At 70.6% G+C, this 17,229-nt stretch carries 10 protein-coding genes; 5 read left to right on the forward strand and 5 right to left on the reverse strand.

Translation table 11 applies throughout. The features are described 5' to 3' along the window. Positions 1–210: 210 nt before the first annotated feature. The gene (locus tag AB0H52_RS17725; RefSeq protein ID WP_357948559.1) at positions 211–1,323 is read left to right on the forward strand and encodes a lytic polysaccharide monooxygenase; all 1,113 of its coding nucleotides are present in this window, start codon (positions 211–213) and stop codon (positions 1,321–1,323) included. 88 nt (positions 1,324–1,411) lie between these two features. Here the strand turns inward: AB0H52_RS17725 and asnB are convergent, their stop codons facing one another. After that, positions 1,412–3,373 carry an asparagine synthase (glutamine-hydrolyzing) gene (gene asnB, locus AB0H52_RS17730; protein ID WP_151491106.1) on the reverse strand — a complete coding sequence of 654 codons (1,962 nt, stop codon included), beginning with the start codon at positions 3,371–3,373 and terminating at the stop codon, positions 1,412–1,414. A gap of 133 nt (positions 3,374–3,506) precedes the next feature. On the opposite strand from asnB, the gene AB0H52_RS17735 reads away from it, so the two are divergent. The 3 genes from AB0H52_RS17735 (at position 3,507) to AB0H52_RS17745 (ending at position 9,117) form a co-directional block, all read left to right on the forward strand. Beyond that, on the forward strand, positions 3,507–4,988 hold the full coding sequence (locus AB0H52_RS17735; protein WP_151491105.1) for an aminopeptidase P family protein: 1,482 nt from the start codon (positions 3,507–3,509) through the stop codon (positions 4,986–4,988). Between the two features lie 352 nt (positions 4,989–5,340). Then, positions 5,341–7,185, forward strand: coding sequence for a right-handed parallel beta-helix repeat-containing protein (locus AB0H52_RS17740; RefSeq protein WP_357948562.1), 1,845 nt, complete (start codon positions 5,341–5,343; stop codon positions 7,183–7,185). A gap of 303 nt (positions 7,186–7,488) precedes the next feature. Further along, entirely contained in the window at positions 7,489–9,117 is a 1,629-nt protein-coding gene (locus AB0H52_RS17745) for a hypothetical protein (protein WP_151491103.1), read from the forward strand. A gap of 83 nt (positions 9,118–9,200) precedes the next feature. On the opposite strand, the gene pulA is transcribed toward AB0H52_RS17745, so the two are convergent. The 3 genes from pulA to AB0H52_RS17760 all read right to left on the reverse strand — a co-directional run bounded on the left by pulA (position 9,201) and on the right by AB0H52_RS17760 (position 15,851). Beyond that, on the reverse strand, positions 9,201–14,702 hold the full coding sequence (gene pulA, locus AB0H52_RS17750) for a pullulanase-type alpha-1,6-glucosidase (protein WP_357948565.1): 5,502 nt from the start codon (positions 14,700–14,702) through the stop codon (positions 9,201–9,203). 118 nt (positions 14,703–14,820) lie between these two features. Further along, positions 14,821–15,510 (reverse strand): cellulose binding domain-containing protein, encoded by a 690-nt coding sequence (locus AB0H52_RS17755; RefSeq protein WP_357948568.1) that lies wholly within the window; start codon positions 15,508–15,510, stop codon positions 14,821–14,823. A 77-nt stretch (positions 15,511–15,587) separates the two neighbouring features. Further along, a complete protein-coding gene (locus AB0H52_RS17760) occupies positions 15,588–15,851 on the reverse strand; it encodes a hypothetical protein (RefSeq protein WP_255473708.1) in 264 nt (87 codons plus the stop codon). On the opposite strand from AB0H52_RS17760, the gene AB0H52_RS17765 reads away from it, so the two are divergent. Further along, positions 15,838–16,299, forward strand: a complete 462-nt coding sequence (locus tag AB0H52_RS17765; protein ID WP_192580358.1) for a hypothetical protein — start codon at positions 15,838–15,840, stop codon at positions 16,297–16,299. The genes AB0H52_RS17760 and AB0H52_RS17765 overlap by 14 nt on opposite strands. 75 nt (positions 16,300–16,374) lie before the next feature. Here the strand turns inward: AB0H52_RS17765 and AB0H52_RS17770 are convergent, their stop codons facing one another. Continuing rightward, positions 16,375–16,764, reverse strand: a complete 390-nt coding sequence (locus AB0H52_RS17770; protein ID WP_151491100.1) for a hypothetical protein — start codon at positions 16,762–16,764, stop codon at positions 16,375–16,377. Positions 16,765–17,229: the final 465 nt, after the last annotated feature.

Below are 17,229 nucleotides of genomic sequence, written 5' to 3' on the forward strand. Positions count from 1 at the left end.
GTGGTGGGATGGCGCATACCGGGCGGTGCGAGGGCTGCCGCGCCGCCGGTTGCCGGGTTGTTCGACGCGAGGGCGCCGGTCCGTGACAGGACCGTTGACGGCGCGCGTCCACCGGCCGTTTCCGGCCAGGGCACGTCGCCGTGATCGCCACATCCCACCCGATTGCGGCGGGGCGGCCCGGGCGGCGCGCCTCGCGAGTCAGGAGACCCCGTGAACCGTTCCCGTACGGCCGCGCTGCTCACCGCGGCCGTTACCCTCGCCCTGGGTGCCGTCGCCCTGGCGTCCAGCCCACAGCCGGCCGCCGCGCACGGCGCCGCGATGACCCCCGGCAGCCGCACCTACCTGTGTTGGCAGGACGGCCTGAGCCAGACCGGCGAGATCCGCCCCAACAACCCCGCATGCTCCGCCGCCGTGGGTCAGAGCGGGGCGAACTCCCTCTACAACTGGTTCAGCGTGCTGCGCTCCGACGCCGGCGGCCGGACCACCGGCTTCATCCCGGACGGGCAGCTGTGCAGTGGTGGCAACCCGGGCTACCGGGGCTACGACCTTCCCCGCACCGACTGGCCACTGACGCACCTGACCGCCGGGGCGCGGCTGGACTTCCGGTACAGCAACTGGGCGCACCACCCGGGCACCTTCTACTTCTACGTGACGAAGAACAGCTGGAGCCCGACCCGCGCGTTGGCCTGGAGTGACCTGGAGGAGCAGCCGTTCCTCACGGTGACCAACCCGCCGCAGCGCGGCGGCGTCGGCACCAACGAGGGGCACTACTACTTCAGTGGCAACCTGCCGTCGGGCAAGAGCGGCCAGCACATCATCTACTCACGCTGGGTGCGCTCGGATTCGCAGGAGAACTTCTTCGGCTGCTCCGACGTGACCTTCGACGGCGGCAACGGTCAGGTGACCGGTGTGGGTCCGGGTGGCACGCCGCCCACCCCCACCCCGACCCCGACCACCCCGACGCCGACGCCGACCGACCCGACGCCGACGCCGACCACGCCGACGCCCCTGCCGCCCAACGGCGACTGCATGGCGGTCTACAAGGTGGTCAGCGCCTGGCAGGGCGGCTTCCAGGGCGAAGTCATGATCATGAACCACGGCAGTACGCCGTTCTCCGGCTGGACCGCGAGCTGGACCTGGCCCAGCGGACAGTCGATCAGTCAGATCTGGGGCGCCACACAGACGTCGTCCGGCTCAACGGTGACCGCGACGAACGTCTCGTACAACGGCACGGTCGCACCGGAGGGCACCACCACGTTCGGCTTCCTGGCCAGCACCACAGGAACGAACGCGCTCCCAACGGTCACCTGCGCCCGCCGGTAACCGCACACCCCTCTAGATGATCAAGAGGTTTGCGTCGCCGGAACGGCTCCGGATGACGCAAACCTCTTGATCAACAGGGGTGTCAGTGTCAGCGGACCATGGAGCCGACCACCGGCTTCGTGAGCAGGGCGGACTGGTTGCGCTGGATGCCCGGGTCGAGGGTCTTCGCCACGAAGATGGCGTGCCAGATGCAGAAGATCAGCACCGTCCACACCTTGCGGGAGTGGTCGGCCTCCTCCCGCTTGTGCTCGTCGAGCAGCCGCAGCGCGTACGACAGGTCGAGCAGGTCACCGGCCCCCGACGTGCTCAGCACGTGCCGGGCCCACTCGTACATCTCGCCGCGCAGCCAGACCCGGGTGGGCGTCGGGAAGCCCAGCTTCTTGCGGTTCACGATGGCCGGCGGGACGACACCCTGCAGCGCCTGCCGCATCGCGTACTTCGTGGCGTCGGAGCGCGGCGGCAGCTTCAGGTCCACCGGGATCTTCGCCGCCACGTCGAACACCTCGCGGTCGAGGAACGGCACCCGCACCTCCAGCGAGTGCGACATCGAGATCCGGTCCGCCTTGACCAGGATGTCGCCGCGCAACCACGTGTAGAGGTCGACGTACTGCATCTTGGTGACGTCGTCCAGCTCGGTGCACTCGGCGTAGATCGGGGCCGTCACGTCGGTGTAGCGCACCGAGGGGTCGTAGCGACGCAGCAGGTGCTGCTTCTCCTCCTCGGTGAACATCCGCGCGTTGCCGTAGTAACGCTCCTCGATCGGGGTGGTGCCGCGCTCCAGGAAGCTCTTGCCCTTGACCCCCTGCGGGATCGCCTTGGAGACCGCGCGCAGGCCCTTCTGCACGCCACCCGGCAGGCCGTTGACGGTGCCGAGCGACAGCGGCTCCCGGTAGATCGTGTAGCCGCCGAAGAACTCGTCCGCGCCCTCACCGGAGAGCACCACCGTGACGTGCTCGGCGGCCTTCTTCGCCACGAAGTACAGCGGCACCAGCGCCGGGTCGGCCACCGGGTCGTCCAGATGCCAGACGATCTTCGGCAGCGCGTCGATCATGTCCTGCGGACCGATCTTGGTGGGGATGGTGGTGACGTCCAGGTGCCGGGCCGAATCCTGCGCGACGTCGATCTCCGAATACCCCGGTACGTCGTAGCCGACGGTGAAGGTGAGGATGTTCGGGTTGAACTCCCGGGCCAGCGCGACCACCGCCGTGGAGTCGATGCCGCTGGACAGGAACGAGCCCACCGGCACGTCGGAGCGCATGTGCATGCGCACGCTCTCCCGCAGCGTCTCCCGGATCTCGTGGTACAGCTTCTGCTCGTCGTCGACCGGCGCCGGCCGGAACACCGGCCGATACCACCGGCGTACGTCGATCCGCCCGCCCGGCGTCCAGGTCAGGTACTCCCCCGAGCCGATCCGGCTGATGCCCTTGTGCAGGGTGCCGGGCTCCGGCACGTACTGCAGGGTCAGGTAGTGGCTCAGGCTCGCCGCGTCGATACCCGCGTCACCCTGGTAGTTGCTGTGCGCGAACGGCAGCAGCGCCTTCTTCTCCGACGCCAGGTAGAGCCCGTCGGCGGTCTCCAGATAGTGCAGCGGCTTGATGCCGAAGTAGTCGCGGGCACCGAACGCGCGCCGCTCCTGCCGGTCCCAGATGACGAACGCGAACATGCCGCGCAGCCGGGTGAGCACCTGCTCGCCCCAGTAGTGGTAACCGGCGACGATCACCTCACCGTCACCGGCGGTGGCGAACTGGGCGCCGAAGTCCCTGATCAACTCCTCGCGCAGCTCGATGTAGTTGTAAATCTCACCGTTGAAGGTCAGCAGGTAACGGCCGTTCGCGTAGGGCAGCGGCTCGTGGCTCGACGCGACGTCGATGATGGCGAGCCGCTTGTGGGCGAACACTCCGTCCGCGTACCGGCCGGAGGCGTCGCCGACCACCTCGACCCCTGTCTCGTCAGGGCCGCGGTGGTGCAGGCATTCCAATGCTCCGGCGATGTGGTCGCGGTGCGCGGCGGCGTTGCCGTTCGCGCTGAAGAAGGCCAGGAGTCCGCACATGGTGGTCATCTTCCCACGCGTGCCACAGGCCCGTCGCAGCCGTCCGTCGATCCGGAGCGCTCCCGGGCGGCGCCACCGCGAACCGGGCGCGCGGTACCGTCGGGACCAGCAACGAAGCGGAGGGAGCGGCGCAATGACCGAGGGACGCACCGACGGTACGCCAACGGACGGTACGGAATCGCACGATCCGGACTTCCCGGGGGCATTCCTGTCCTTCATGCGGCAGGGCTGGCGGGACACCGCCCTCCCGGTGACCCCCCGCGCCGAGGCGCCCAACTACGCCAAGCGGCGGGCCGCCCTCTCGGCGGCCTTCCCGGGCGAGACGCTGGTGATCCCCACCGGCACCGAGAAGGTCCGGGCCAACGACACCACCTACCCGTTCCGGCCGGGCAGCGACTTCGCCTACCTGACCGGCGACCACGACCCCGACAGCGTGCTGGTGCTGCGCCCGAACGGCTCGGGGCACGACGCCACGCTGTACATGCGGCCCCGATCCTCCCACGAGACCGACGAGTTCTTCCGCAGCCGCCACGGTGAGCTGTGGGTGGGCCGGCGGCACACGCTCAGCGAGAAGTCGACCGAGCTGGGGCTGCCCACCGCCGACCTGACCGACCTGGAGGCGACGCTCGCCGACCTGGCCCCGGGCCGTACCCGGGTGCTGCGCGGCTTCGACAGCCGGGTCGACGCGGCCGTCCGGGTGTACGACGGGGTCCGCGTCGAGGGGCAGCCGGCCCGGGACCGGGAGCTGGCGATCGCCATCTCGGAGCTGAAGCTGGTCAAGGACGAGTGGGAGATCACCCAACTCCAGGACGCGATCGACGCCACCGTACGCGGCTTCGAGGACGTCGCCCGGATCCTGCCGGCGGACCGGGCGGTCTCCGAGCGGCTGCTGGAGGGTGTCTTCGCGCTGCGGGCCCGCCACGACGGCAACGACGTCGGGTACGGCTCGATCGTCGGCGCCGGCGAGCACGCCACGATCCTGCACTGGATGCACAACCACGGCGCCACCCGCCCGGGTGACCTGCTGCTCATGGACATGGGCGTCGAAGGCCGCAACCTCTACACCGCCGACGTGACCCGGGTGCTGCCGGTCAGCGGCCGGTTCACCGCGCTGCAACGCCAGGTCTACGACATCGTGTACGCCTCGCAGCAGGCCGGCATTGAGGCCATCCGGCCCGGGGTGACGTTCAAGGACGTCCACCGGACCTGCATGCGGGTCCTCGCCGAGGGTCTGTCCGAGCTGGGTCTGCTGCCCGTGAGCGTGGACGAGGCGATGGACGAGAAGTCGACCGTCTACCGGCGGTGGACGCTGCACGGCTTCGGCCACATGCTCGGCATCGACGTGCACGACTGCTCGAACGCCCGCAAGGAGATGTACCGCGACGGCACGCTGGGCGAGGGCTACGTGCTCACCGTCGAGCCGGGTCTGTACTTCCAGCCGGAGGACGAGCTGGTCCCCGCCGAACTGCGCGGCATCGGCATCCGCATCGAGGACGACGTGCTGGTCACCTCGACCGGTGCGGCGAACCTGTCGGCCGGCCTGCCGCGCACCTCCGACGAGGTGGAGACCTGGCTGGCCGAGCAGCGCGAGGCAGGCCCCCGCCTGCCCGGCTGACCTCAACGCCAGCACCGCTGGCACCCCCCGCACCGCCGGGCCGCGACGTCTCACCGTCGCGGCCCGCGCCGTCTTTACCCGACCCCGGCCCGGCCCCACCCCGGCCGCGACGGCCGGGCGCCGCTGCGGCTTCCGTCGGTGTTTGCGCTGCTCACGCCCTTACCGCCATCCCCGACCTGTTCACCGACTCCTGCCCCAACCTGAGTTGAATGCGGGGTTTTCTCAGATAAGTCCGCATCGCGAAGATGGTTCTCATACGGTGGGGATCGGAGGCTGCAACCTATTTGTAGCTGGTCGTGGCGCCTCGCGCGGTGCGACCCCGTCTGGTAGCAGGAAAGGGCGGAAGGCTCTGATGTCCTACGACGTAACGACTACCGACGGCGGAGCCTCGACAGCTCCGCCGACACGACGACGACGAGCGCTCTGGGTCGCCGGTGTGGCCGGGCTGACCGGTGTGGTCGGCCTCGCGGCCCTCGGCGGCCTGGCCGCCCGCGACGACAAGCCCAGCTCCGACCGGGTGTCCGACGCCCAACCGTCGACCAACCGGCAGAACGTCAGCGACGCCGGCGGGAACGAGGGCGGCAAGGAGAGCGACGGCAAGGGCGACGAGTGGAGCGGCGACGACTGGAGCGGCTTCGACGACCGGGGCGGCAAGGACGACAAGCGCGACGAGAAGGACCGCACCAAGCAGGTCCCCTGCGACAGCGACAAGTTGATCCAGGCGATCACGTACGCCAACAACTCCAACGGCGGAGTGCTGGAGCTGGCCAAGGGTTGCACGTACATCCTGACCCGCAGCCAGGACGGCAACGGCCTCCCGGTGATCACTCAGCCGATCACCCTCAAGGGGGAGCACACGACCATCGGTCGTGAGGCCACCGCCGACTACTTCCGCATCCTCAATGTCGGCCCGGGCGGGGACCTGGTCGTCAAGGGTCTGAGCATCAAGGGCGGCCAGACCATCGAGCAGGCGATGACCGCGGACCCGGCGGCGGTCTGGGCACCGTATGTGACGTCGGTCCGGACCACGACGGCCACGCCGGGGGTCACGCCCCCAACGCCGGCCACGGCCGCCAAGCCCGCAGCGGCGACCGCCGCCAAGCCTGCGACGGCCACGGCCGCCAAGCCCGCCGCCAAGGCCACGGCAGCCACGGCGACCGCCGCGAGGCCAGTCACGACTGCCAAGCCCGCAACGGCGACCGCCGCCAAGCCCGCCGCCAAGACCACGGCCGCCAAGACCACGGCGAAGGCGGTAGCCAAGCCGGCGGCAGCCACACCGGCGAAGCCGGCGACGGCCGGGCCGGCGGCGGTCCCGCTGGTCGAGGAGCCGGGGTCCACCGACGGTGCCGGGGTGCTGGTGCAGCCCGGTGGTCGGGCGGAGATCCTGGACAGCGAGTTGCTCTACAACCAGTCCGGCGGTAACGGCGGCGGGCTGGCGAACTTCGGCAGCACCCGGCTCAGCAAGACGACGGTCGCGCACAACACCGCGTTCCTCTTCGGCGGCGGCATCTTCAACGCCGGCGTACTCCAGGTCGACGAGTCGAAGATCAAGGACAACACCGCGATCATCGGCGGTGGTGGCATCTCCAACGGCGCGGCGGAGATCTTGACCGAGGACGTCGAGGGCGGCGCGGTCTGGGTCTACAAGAGCGAGATCACCGACAACGAGACGCTTGGCTTCGGCGGCGGCGTCCTGGACGTCCAGGGCACCACGACGTTGCACCAGACGACGGTCAGTGGCAACACCGCGGTGCTCGACGGTGGTGGCGTCGCGGTGGCCGACAGCCAGCTCACCCTCAAGGACGCCACGGTGGTCAAGAACAGCGCCGCTCGCGACGGTGGCGGCGTGTTCGTGACGTCCGACAGCGTTGCGACGATCGAGAACAGCAGGATCAAGGACAACACCGCTGGCTCCTCCGGCGGTGGCCTCCTCAACGATGACAGCCGTACGACGCTGCGCGACAGCGAGGTGGTGGGCAACCGGGCCGTCGGTCCGTTCGCCCGCGGCGGCGGCATCGTCAACACCGAGGGGAGCGAGGTCACGCTCCACCGGACGAAGGTGGCGTACAACTTCTCCACCCTCGAACCGGGCGGCATCTTCAACAGCCTCGGCGGCACCGTGACGCTGGACGACGAGTCCTCGGTCACCGCCAACCGCCCGACCAACTGCTTCAACGTTTCGGACTGCTTCGCCTGATCGGGGTGGGGCTGAACCACATAAAGAGGGTGCGCCCCTCCGGGCCGGTGACGGCGCGGAGGGGCGTACCCATTTGGGCAGCTCAGCGGCGTGCGGCCCGGCTTGGGCGGGGGTGTGCCCGCGCGGGGCCTCCGGGCCGTCCAGGGGCGGACACGAACCTAATGTGGGGTTCTTTCGGATAAGCCCGCGAGGCGAGGAACATTCTCATACGTTGGTTTTGGGAGCTACAACCGATTTGTAGCAGGGGACGCCCGCCTGAGGGCGGCGACCCTGTCTGGTACGAGGAGAGGGCAGAGAGCTCCGATGTCCAACTACCTAACGAACAACGAAGCCTCCGGGCGGGCGACGGCCAAGCGCCGCCGCAAGCTCTGGCTCGCCAGCGGCGTGGCCGGTTTGACGGGCGTGGTCAGTCTCGCGGCGGTGGGCGTCGCGGGCAGCGCCGGAGCGGTCGGCCTGAACTGGAACACCGCCCAGGTGAGCATGGATGGCGACCAGGGCGGTGACGAGGGCCGCAACTGGGACAAGGACAAAGACAAGGACAAGGACCGGGACAAGGACCACGAGCGCGGGAAGGAGGTGCCCTGCGACACCGACAAGCTGATCCAGGCGATCGTGTTCGCCAACAACAAGCACGGCGGTGTGCTGGAGCTGGCCAAGGGCTGCACCTACAACCTGACCCGCAACGACTTCGAGGGCAACGGCCTGCCGGTGATCACCGAGAACATCACCCTCAAGGGTGAGCACACGACGATCTCCCGGGAAGCCACCGCGGACTACTTCCGCATCCTCAACGTCGGCAGCGGTGGGCACCTCACCGTGAAGGGCCTGACCATCAAGGGTGGCCAGACCATCGAGCTGTTCGACGCCGTCGAGCCGGCTGCCGTCTGGTCGGCCTACTCGGACTCCGAGGCGATCGCCGCGCAGGTGAAGGCCGGCGTCCCGCTGGCCCAGGCGCTCAGCACCCGCCAGGCCAACCCGAAGGCGGGCCTGAAGGCCGCGCCGAAGGTCACGCCGAAGGCCACGCCGGGCGTCGTCACGCCGCTCGTCGAGCAGCCGGACGACAACGACGGTGCCGGCATCCTGGTCCAGCCGGGCGGCACCGCCGAGATCGTGGAGTCCGAGGTCGTCCTCAACCAGTCCGGCGGAAACGGCGGTGGTGTGGCCAACTTCGGCACCACGAAGATCTGGCACAGCACCGTCACCCGTAACACCGCCTTCTTCTTCGGTGGTGGCGTCTTCAACGCCGGCGTGCTCAAGGTCGACGAGTCGAAGATCACCGACAACACCGCCGTCATCGGTGGTGGCGGCATCTCCAACGGCGCCGCGGAGATCTTCACCGACGACGTCGACGGCGGGACCGTCGAGTTGAAGAAGGCCGAGATCAGCGACAACGAGACGCTGGGCTTCGGCGGCGGCCTGCTCGACATCGAGGGCAACACCACGGCGTACGAGACCAAGTTCGTCTCGAACACCGCGGTCCTCGCCGGCGGTGGCCTGGCCGCGGCGGACAGCCAGCTCAACCTGCACAACGTCACGGTCGAGAAGAACAGCACCGCCGGTGTCGGTGGTGGTGTGGCCATCGCCTTCGACAGCGCGGTCACGTTCGAGAAGAGCAGCATCAAGGACAACACCGCCGGCTTCTTCGGCGGCGGGCTCTTCAACGCCGGCAGCGTCACCACGCTGCGCGACAGCGAGGTCGTCGGCAACCGGGCCATCGGCCCGATCGGGGTCGGCGGCGGCATCTTCAACATCTTCGGCCAGGTCAACCTGTCGAAGACGAAGGTCGCCCACAACTTCTCCACCTTCGCTCCGGGCGGTGTCTTCACGTTCTTCGGCGAGGTGAACCTGGACGACAAGTCCGCGGTCACCGCGAACCGTCCGACGAACTGCCTGGCCATCCCGGGCGGGACCATCGAGAACTGCTTCGGCTGATCCCGCAGGAGTGACGGCGGTACGACGCTGACACAACAAACCGGCCCCCTTCCGCGTCTCGCGGAAGGGGGCCGGTCGTGTCGTCACTTCTGGACGAACACCGCCACGCTGCGCGCCGGCACCGTGAACGTGCCCGCCGACGAGTCGAACGAGGCGGTCCGCAGCACCGGGTCGGCCGAGTTCGCCAGCACCGGGTGCAGTGCCACGTCCGCGCCGCGCAGACCGGTCAGCGTCTGCGTCGCCGCCGCCGGGGTGCCGTTGAAGACCACCGTCAGCGACTTCCACGACCCACCCAGCCCGCGGGCGTCCAGGGTCATGGTCAGCACACCCGGCGTCTCCTGCGCCCCGGACAGCGGGAACGCCACCCGTTGCTGCACCTGCTGCGCGGTGGCCAACCCGAACACCGGTGACGACGCCCGGACGCGCAGCAGCTCGGCGTACCGGGCGTCGGTGGTGGTGATCGCCGCGCAGTCCGGCACCAGCGCCGGGTCGGCCAGCAACGGTCGCGCGTACGGCCACTTGTCCTCGTTGTCCTGCGCGGGCGGCAGACCGGCGCCGAACCCGTTGCCCTGCTGGCAGTTCCAGCGGATCTGGTTGAACCAGTCACCGGAGTTGAACGAGTTGCGGTCCAGCGACTTCGACCGCAGCCGTTCGGTGCCGGCGGTGACGAACCCGGTGCCCTGCCCCAGCACCACCGTGCCCAACGCCAGCACCTGCATCCGTGCACGGTCGGTCGCCGAGGTGCCCTGCGGCAGCTTGTACGCCAACGCGTCGTACAGGATCTCGTTGTCGTGCGCGTCGACGTAGGTGACGGCCTCCCCCGGTGCGGCGGTGTACCCGGCCGGCGAGCCGTTGTAGTCGACCTGCGCGCCGGTGACCTGCCGTCCGGCGGTGTCGGTGAACCGGTATCCGCGCAGGTTGCCGGTGAGCCCCACCTTGATCAGGTCGTGGGCGTGCAGCAGGCGGGCCTTCTGCTCGGCCGGTGACCCGTTGACCGCGTCGCCGTTCGGGTCGGTGTACAGCCCGGACGCGAAGCCCTGCACCCGCGGGTTGGCGTCGAACGGCCCGCCGCCGCGTACCGCGTCGCGCAGCCGGTCGTTGAAGGTCCCGATGCCGGTGCCGGCCATGTTGGCCTGGGTGGCCTGCACGAACCGGGCGTCGTTGGCGACCTCGCCGAAGTTCCAGCCCTCGCCGTACAACATGATCGCCTTGCCGTCCACGCCGTCCCGGGCGACGGTCAGCTTGTCCAGTGCCGTGCGCACGGCCAGGATGCTCGCCTTCGGGTGGTGACCCATCAGGTCGAACCGGAAACCGTCCACCTTGTACTGCCGCGCCCAGGTGACCAGCGAGTCGACCACCAGCTTGCCCATCATGGCGTGCTCGGGTGCGGTGTTGGCGCAGCAGGTGGAGTTGGCCACCGTGCCGTCGTCGAGCAGCCGCTGGTAGTAGCCGGGCACGATCTGGTCCAGCACCGACGTGTCGTCGGTGCCGGCGGCCGACGTGTGGTTGTAGACCACGTCCATGACGACCCGCAGGCCGGCGCCGTTCACTCCGGCGACCATCCGCCGGAACTCGGTGGTCCGCGCCGCACCGGCCGGGTCGACGGCGTAGCCGCCCTCGGGCACGGTGTAGTGCAGCGGGTCGTACCCCCAGTTGTAGCCGTCGGTCTCGGCGACCGCCGCGACGCACGCCTGCTGCTCGGCGGAGTCCGGCGGGAGCGCCGCCAGGTCGCAGGCCGGCTGGCGCTGGTCGGCCCGCTTCTCGGGGATGGTGGCGAAGTCGAACGCCGGCAGCAGGTGCAGGTGGGTGACACCGGCGTCGCCGAGCGCCCGCAGGTGGGTCATGCCGGCGCTCTTCGGGTCGCTGAACGCGAGGAACGTTCCCCGCCGCTCGGCCGGCACGCTGTCGTCGGCGATGGAGAAGTCGCGCACCGACAGCTCGGAGACCTGCGCCTTCGCCGCCGGCACCGCGGCCGGCTTGCGCAGCGTCCGCCACCCGGCCGGAGCGAGCGCCGGGTCGTTCAGATCGACCAGCTGGCTGTGCGTGGAGTCCGCGGCGAGAGCCACCGAGTACGGGTCGGTCACCGAGGCGGTCACCATTTTCTGCGCCGCCGGCTGCCACGCCTGCACCTGGTAGCGGTAGTACTTCCCGATCCAGGTGTGGTTGCCGCGCACCGACCAGACGCCGGTGCGGTCGTCGCGGCGCATCGGCACCGTACTCGGCGCGGCGGCGGGCGAGTCGAACACCTGCAGCGCCACCGTCCGGGCGGTCGGCGCCCACAGCGCGAGGCTCGGCGTACGACCGGCGAACGTCGGCCCGAGCGTCGCGTCGGTGGCCCGCGAGTAGACGTCGTCGAGCACGCCGGGGATCTGCACGCCGGTCGCGGCGAGCAGGGCGCCCTCGGCGTCGCGTTCGGTGACGAGCACCTGCCCACGCAGGGCCGCCGGGACCTTCGCCAGGTCGCCGCGGTCCAGCGTGAAGCTGCGGTACGACCACAGATGCGGGAACGCGGTGCGCTGGGCCTCGGTGAGCCCGTTGCGCTGCGCCCGCAACGGCAGACTGGTGTACGTCCCGGTCAGCTCCCCGTCGACGACGCTGACGCCGCCGGTCGGGGCGGCGACCAGCGCGTACACCTTGCCGTCGGTCGGGCCGGTCTGCCACGCGACGGTGGACCGGTCGATCCAGTGTGCCTTCTGCTTGCTGATGTCGGTGTCACCGCCGGCGCTGGTCGCGGTCGACGGCAGCAGGCGGCCCGGGGTGGCGGCGAGCAGCCACACCTCCCGGCCCACGCTGGCGACGTCGAGCCGCTGGTCGTCGGGCAGGTCCTTGGTGTCGCCCTGGTGGATGATGTAGTTCAGCCCGGTGGCCCCGGCCGCCAACGGCACCCGGAACACCGCGCCGAACGCGTCGACGGACGTCGGCCGCAGCGGCGCGGACCACTCGGTCGGGTTGGCCGCGCCGTCCCACAGGTGCAGACCCCAGCCGTCGTAGGTGCCGTCGGCCCGCCGGTAGTGGATGACCGCGGTGCCCTCCTCGACCGGCGGGGCCGGCTCACCGGCGGCCGCCTGCCTGCTCGGGTAGATCGCCGGGTCGCCCTGCTTGAGCCAGATCTCGCCGGTCTGGGTGACGTCGATGCTGCGGTCGGAGGCGACGTCCTTCGTGCCAGCCTTGTCGACCACCAGGAAGCCCACCGACTTCGCGCCCGGCTTGAGCTTCACCCACGCGAACCGGCCGTACGAGTCCTCCCCAGTAAACGGCTGCCCCTTCGGCCACTCGGTGACGTACGCCGGGTCGATGTCACCCCAGGCGTACAACCCCCAGTCGTCGTACCCGCCGGCGGGGCGCTGGTAGTGCACCACCGCCCACTCGCGGGATCCGCCCTGCTCGGGCGTGCCCACGACGGCGGTGGACCGGGCCGTCGCGGTGCGGCCCCGGCCGTCGCGGACCACCGCCTTGTACTCGATCCGGGTGCCGCCGGCCAGGCCGGTGAGGTCGTGCTGCACGGTGTACGGCGCGTGGTCGGCGCTGCCCAGCAGCGTCCACCTCCCGCCGGCGACCCGGGCGGCGACGGTGACGGTCGCGAGGGGGTCGCCGGTGACCTGGGCGGTGACGGCCGCCCGGGTGGCGACCGGCGCGTCCGGAGCCGGAGTGGTGAGGGTGACGCTCGGCCTGCCGGCCGCCTGCGCGATGGGGGTGCCGGCCCGGTACACCGCCGCCGACAGCGGCGCGACGGTGAGGGTCAGCGTGCCGTCGCCGCTGGCTGACACAGTGCCCGAGCCGCCGTAGATGCCGGAGAAGGTGGCGCCGGCCGACCAGGTGTCCACGGTGACAGTCTGCGCGGTGTCGGCGTTGTTCACCGCCACCACGTACTCGGTGCGGTCGGCGGGAGCGATTCGGGAGGCGGCGAAGACACCCGGGCCGTCGGCGGCGTACCGGGTCACCTGCACGCCGTCGCGCAGCGCCGGGTGCGCCTGGCGCAGCCGACCCAGCTCGGCGATGGTCCGGTACAGCGGGTGGGCCGTGTCGAACTGGTCGCTGGCGTGGGTGCGCTCGGTGCCGAGCAGGTCGTCGTCGAGGTAGTCGGGGACCGACGATGCGAACATGTCCTGCCGGGCGTCCTTGTCCCCGCCGGGGCCGGTGAAGCCCTGCTCGTCGCCGGAGTAGACCACCGGCTGGCCACGGGTGAGGAACATCAGCTGGTGGGCGAGCTGGTCGCGGCGCAGATGGCTGCCCGGGTCGGTACCGCCACCGGCGATGAACGAACCGATCCGCCCCATGTCGTGGTTGCCGAGGAAGGTGGTCAGCCGGCCGGCGTCGGTGTCCCGCGCGGCGTACAGGTCGTCGCGGGCGTACACCTCGGCGAGTGCCTTCGCCGAACCGGCGCCGGCGGTGAAGCCCCGCGCGGCCTCCTGGAAGGCGAAGTCGAGGGTGGCCGGCAGGCCACCCTGCCGGACGTAGCTGGAGCTGATCTCCGGGTCGGCGCTGTACACCTCGCCGAACATGAAGAAGTCCTTCTTGCCGGCCTTCTCGGCGGCCCGCTCGATGCCCGCGCTGAACTGCGGCCAGAAGTCCATGTTGACGTGCTTGACGGTGTCCAGCCGGAACCCGTCGACCCCGGTCGCGCCGATCCAGTCCCCGTACGCCTTGGTCAGCCCCCGCACCACCTCGGGACGCTCGGTCCACAGGTCGTCGAGACCGAAGAAGTCGCCGTACTCGCTGTTCTCGCCGGCGAAGGTGGAGTCGCCCCGGTTGTGGTACATGGTGGCGTCGTTGAGCCAGGCCGGCACCTTCACGGTCGCGTCCTGCGGCTCGGCGAACGTCGGCGTGTACGGGAAGGACGTCTGGTCGACCGGCGGGAACGCGCGGCTGCCGTCGGCGTAGTTGCGGTCCTCGAAGGCCCGCCCCCGCGCGTCGGTGTACGGCGAGGTCGCCTTGTCGACGTACGCGTAGGAGTCCTCGGCGTACGTGATGACGTCGGCCGTGTGGTTGACGATCACGTCGAGGTAGATCTTGATGCCGCGCTGGTGGGCGAGCGTGACCAGCCGCTTCATCTCCTCGTTCGTGCCGAAGTGCGGGTCCACCTGCGTGAAGTCGGTGATCCAGTAGCCGTGGTAGCCGGCCGAGATGTCGGTGCCGGCACCCTGCACCGGCCGGTTCTTGAAGATCGGGGCCAGCCAGATGGCGGTGGTGCCCAGGCCCTGGATGTAGTCGAGCTTGTCGATGACGCCCTTGAGGTCGCCGCCGTGGTAGAAGCCCTTGTCGGTCGGGTCGAGCCCGGTGCGCAGGCGGTCGCCGGCAAGGCCACCGGAGTCGTTGCGGCGGTCGCCGTTGGCGAACCGGTCCGGCAGGACGAAGTAGAACTGCTCGGCGCGTGCGGACGTGTCGCCCGCCTTCAACAGCGCGTCGGCGGCCGGTTCGACACCCCACTGGGCGGCACCGGCGGCGGCGAGGGGGTCGACGCCGGACGGACGGGAGTCGTCGGTGGCGCCGAGCTGGCGCACGGCGACCGGGGCGCCGACGAGGGTGACGGTGAGCAGGGAGACGAGAGCCAGCAGGGCGGTGCGCGGTATCGGCGGGGGTTTCATCGACGCCTTCCTCTGGTGGATTGGCCGCACGCTAACCCTTGCCGAAACATTCTGCAATACCTTGCAAACATGGTCGCAACAAAGCAGCATCCTTGCAGAGGCACCGCGACCGTCCAGGTCAGAACCCGCTACAGCGCACCCCGTCGACCGTGCATCCCCGCGGCGTCGTGGACGCCCGCTCCAGGTGGAACCGCAACGGCGCCGACCCGCCGGGCGGGACGTCAACCCCACTGGCGTACGTGAAACCCCCGCCGAACTGCCGCAGCGTCCCCTGTGGCGCGCCCTCCACCCAGGCCGTCACCAACCGCCCACCGGAGAACTCCAACCGCACCGTCCACCCCCGAGGCCCACCGGACGCGTTGACGACCAGCACCTCACCGATGAACCCACCGTCGAAGCTCTGCACCACCCGGTACCGACCAGTGACCGCCGGCGGCCCCGCCGGAACCCGGGTGGGCGTGCGCGTCGCCGTCACCGTCGGGCCGGCCATCGGTGTCGGCGACACGGCCGGACCGCTCGACGGCAGACCACTCGCACGCGGGGACAACCCCGGCACCAACGGTGCAGCCGACGAACCCGCCGACGTCGGCGTCGGATCACCCGACGGGTCCGGCGGCACCTGCGGCAACGGCAACGCCGGCGGAGGCGACCCCGCGTCCGGTGCCGGGCTGCGCCCCCGGTACGCGCCCAGGGCGACGATGAGCAGCACCACCATCACGACGACACCGGCCAGCACCACAACCCACGGCGACGACGCGATGGCGACCGGGCCATGAGACGGTCGCGGGGCACGACGCATGCCGGACATGTACCTCCCTCAGCGGGCCGTCCGGGCAGCGTAGCGACCGACGGCCAGGCCCGGAAGCGCCTCGCGCGCCCGGGCAGTCAGCCGAGGCGGCAGTCGACCCCGTTCACCGTGCACCGCAACGGCGTGGCCCCGGACTCACCCCAGCCGAGCCGCAACCGGACGGTCCGGGTGTCGCCCGGGCTCAACGAACGGGTGCCCCGCACCACGAACTCGCCGTCACCCCGCCCCCACACCGAAACCCCCGAGTCGTCGCTCGCCCGCACAGCCCACATGTCGTCGTCGTACGCCAACTCGACCCGCCAGTCCACCGACTGGCTCGTCTCGTTCGTGATCGACAGCACCGCCGCGGTCCCGTCCCAGCCATCCGTGCCGACCTGGTACCGGGCCGTCACCGCCTCCGCCGACGACGGCGCCACCGCCGGGGCACTCGACCGCCCCGGTGACGGCGAGGCCGTGGTGACCCGAGGCGACGGCGACCGGCTGCTCCGCGACGGCCCAGGCGACGCCGTCCGCCGCTCCACCCCCGCCGGCGTCGGCCCACCCGTCGGCGACACGGCCGCCGGCACCGTCGGCAGGAACACCGGCGGCGCGGCCCGCGGCCCGCCATCTCTCTCCCTGGTACGGAACGACAGCAACGCGACCACCAACAGCACCACCAGCACGCACACGCCGAGCAGCACCACAACCCACGGCACCGACGCCAACATGCGAGCCGCCCGCACGTCTGCCGCACCGTCCGGCCGCACCGCCATCAGGTCTCCCCTCGTCCCCACCGACGCGCCAGCCTAGCCAGCACCGACGGATCGGGCCGATCGGCCCACCCGACACAGCCAACGGCCCGGCCGCCCGGACGACCCCGACCGATCAGACCGTCCGGACGACCGTGCAGATGACCGGCTCCGCATCGGCGGTACGCAGCAGATAGCGGTACCGCTCCCCCGGCACCGCACGCCCCTGACTGTCCAGAAACTCCCACTCCACCGCCACCATCGTCAGCAGTGCGGACATCGGCTGGACGTCATCGATCCGGGCGTGCGCCGCGACCAACTCCCGATCCTGGTAGTCCGGCGCGGCGCCCACGAAGGACAGCGCCACCGCCGCCGGCGTCGTGAACGAGAAGCTGTAGGTGTCCGCCACCACCAACCCGGGCAGCGCGTAACAGCCGGCGATGGCCGGCAGGTCACCGGAGATCAGCGCCACGCCGTACCGGTCGAAGAAGTCCGCCAGAGTGTCGAGATCGGTGGAGGCGTTCACGCGACAGTCGGATAACTCATCCACTCGGTCCTATCTGTGCTAGCCGGACTCCACCGGCCTTAACGGAAATTCGACATATTCCGTTACACAGATCTCCCTACAGGCCCGGCATGCCACCGCGACTTCGGTCGCTGGTGTGCGGGCGGTCGCTGGGAACACCGGCCTGACCGCCCCGGGTTACCCCCCGGTTACATCCCCCGGCACGGCCGAGTACCACAGGCCCGACGGCCTGGCGGAATGATCCCCGGGCCCGGCCGGTTACACCCCCCGGCACAGCCGAGCACCACAGGCCCGACGGCCTGGCGGAATGATTCCCAGGCCCGGCCGGTTACACCCCCGGCACGGCCGAGCACCACAGGCCCGGCAGTCTGGCGGAATGATCCGCCGCTGCGGACCGTTGCACCCTGTCCCGACGCCGGCCCCCCTGTGGGCCGCCGGGCAGATCCCCTTGAACTTCCCCCGCAC

The organism is Micromonospora sp. NPDC050695 (assembly GCF_040654415.1).
Lineage (GTDB): Bacteria > Actinomycetota > Actinomycetes > Mycobacteriales > Micromonosporaceae > Micromonospora.

What these genes read in the sequence shown, in the direction of transcription:
- pulA (WP_357948565.1), bottom strand. Translation starts at nt 14,702, where the DNA reads ATGAAACCCCCGCCGATACCGCGCACCGCCCTGCTGGCTCTCGTCTCC.
- AB0H52_RS17745 (WP_151491103.1), top strand. Translation starts at nt 7,489, where the DNA reads ATGTCCAACTACCTAACGAACAACGAAGCCTCCGGGCGGGCGACGGCC.
- AB0H52_RS17755 (WP_357948568.1), bottom strand. Translation starts at nt 15,510, where the DNA reads ATGTCCGGCATGCGTCGTGCCCCGCGACCGTCTCATGGCCCGGTCGCC.
- AB0H52_RS17735 (WP_151491105.1), top strand. Translation starts at nt 3,507, where the DNA reads ATGACCGAGGGACGCACCGACGGTACGCCAACGGACGGTACGGAATCG.
- AB0H52_RS17740 (WP_357948562.1), top strand. Translation starts at nt 5,341, where the DNA reads ATGTCCTACGACGTAACGACTACCGACGGCGGAGCCTCGACAGCTCCG.
- asnB (WP_151491106.1), bottom strand. Translation starts at nt 3,373, where the DNA reads ATGTGCGGACTCCTGGCCTTCTTCAGCGCGAACGGCAACGCCGCCGCG.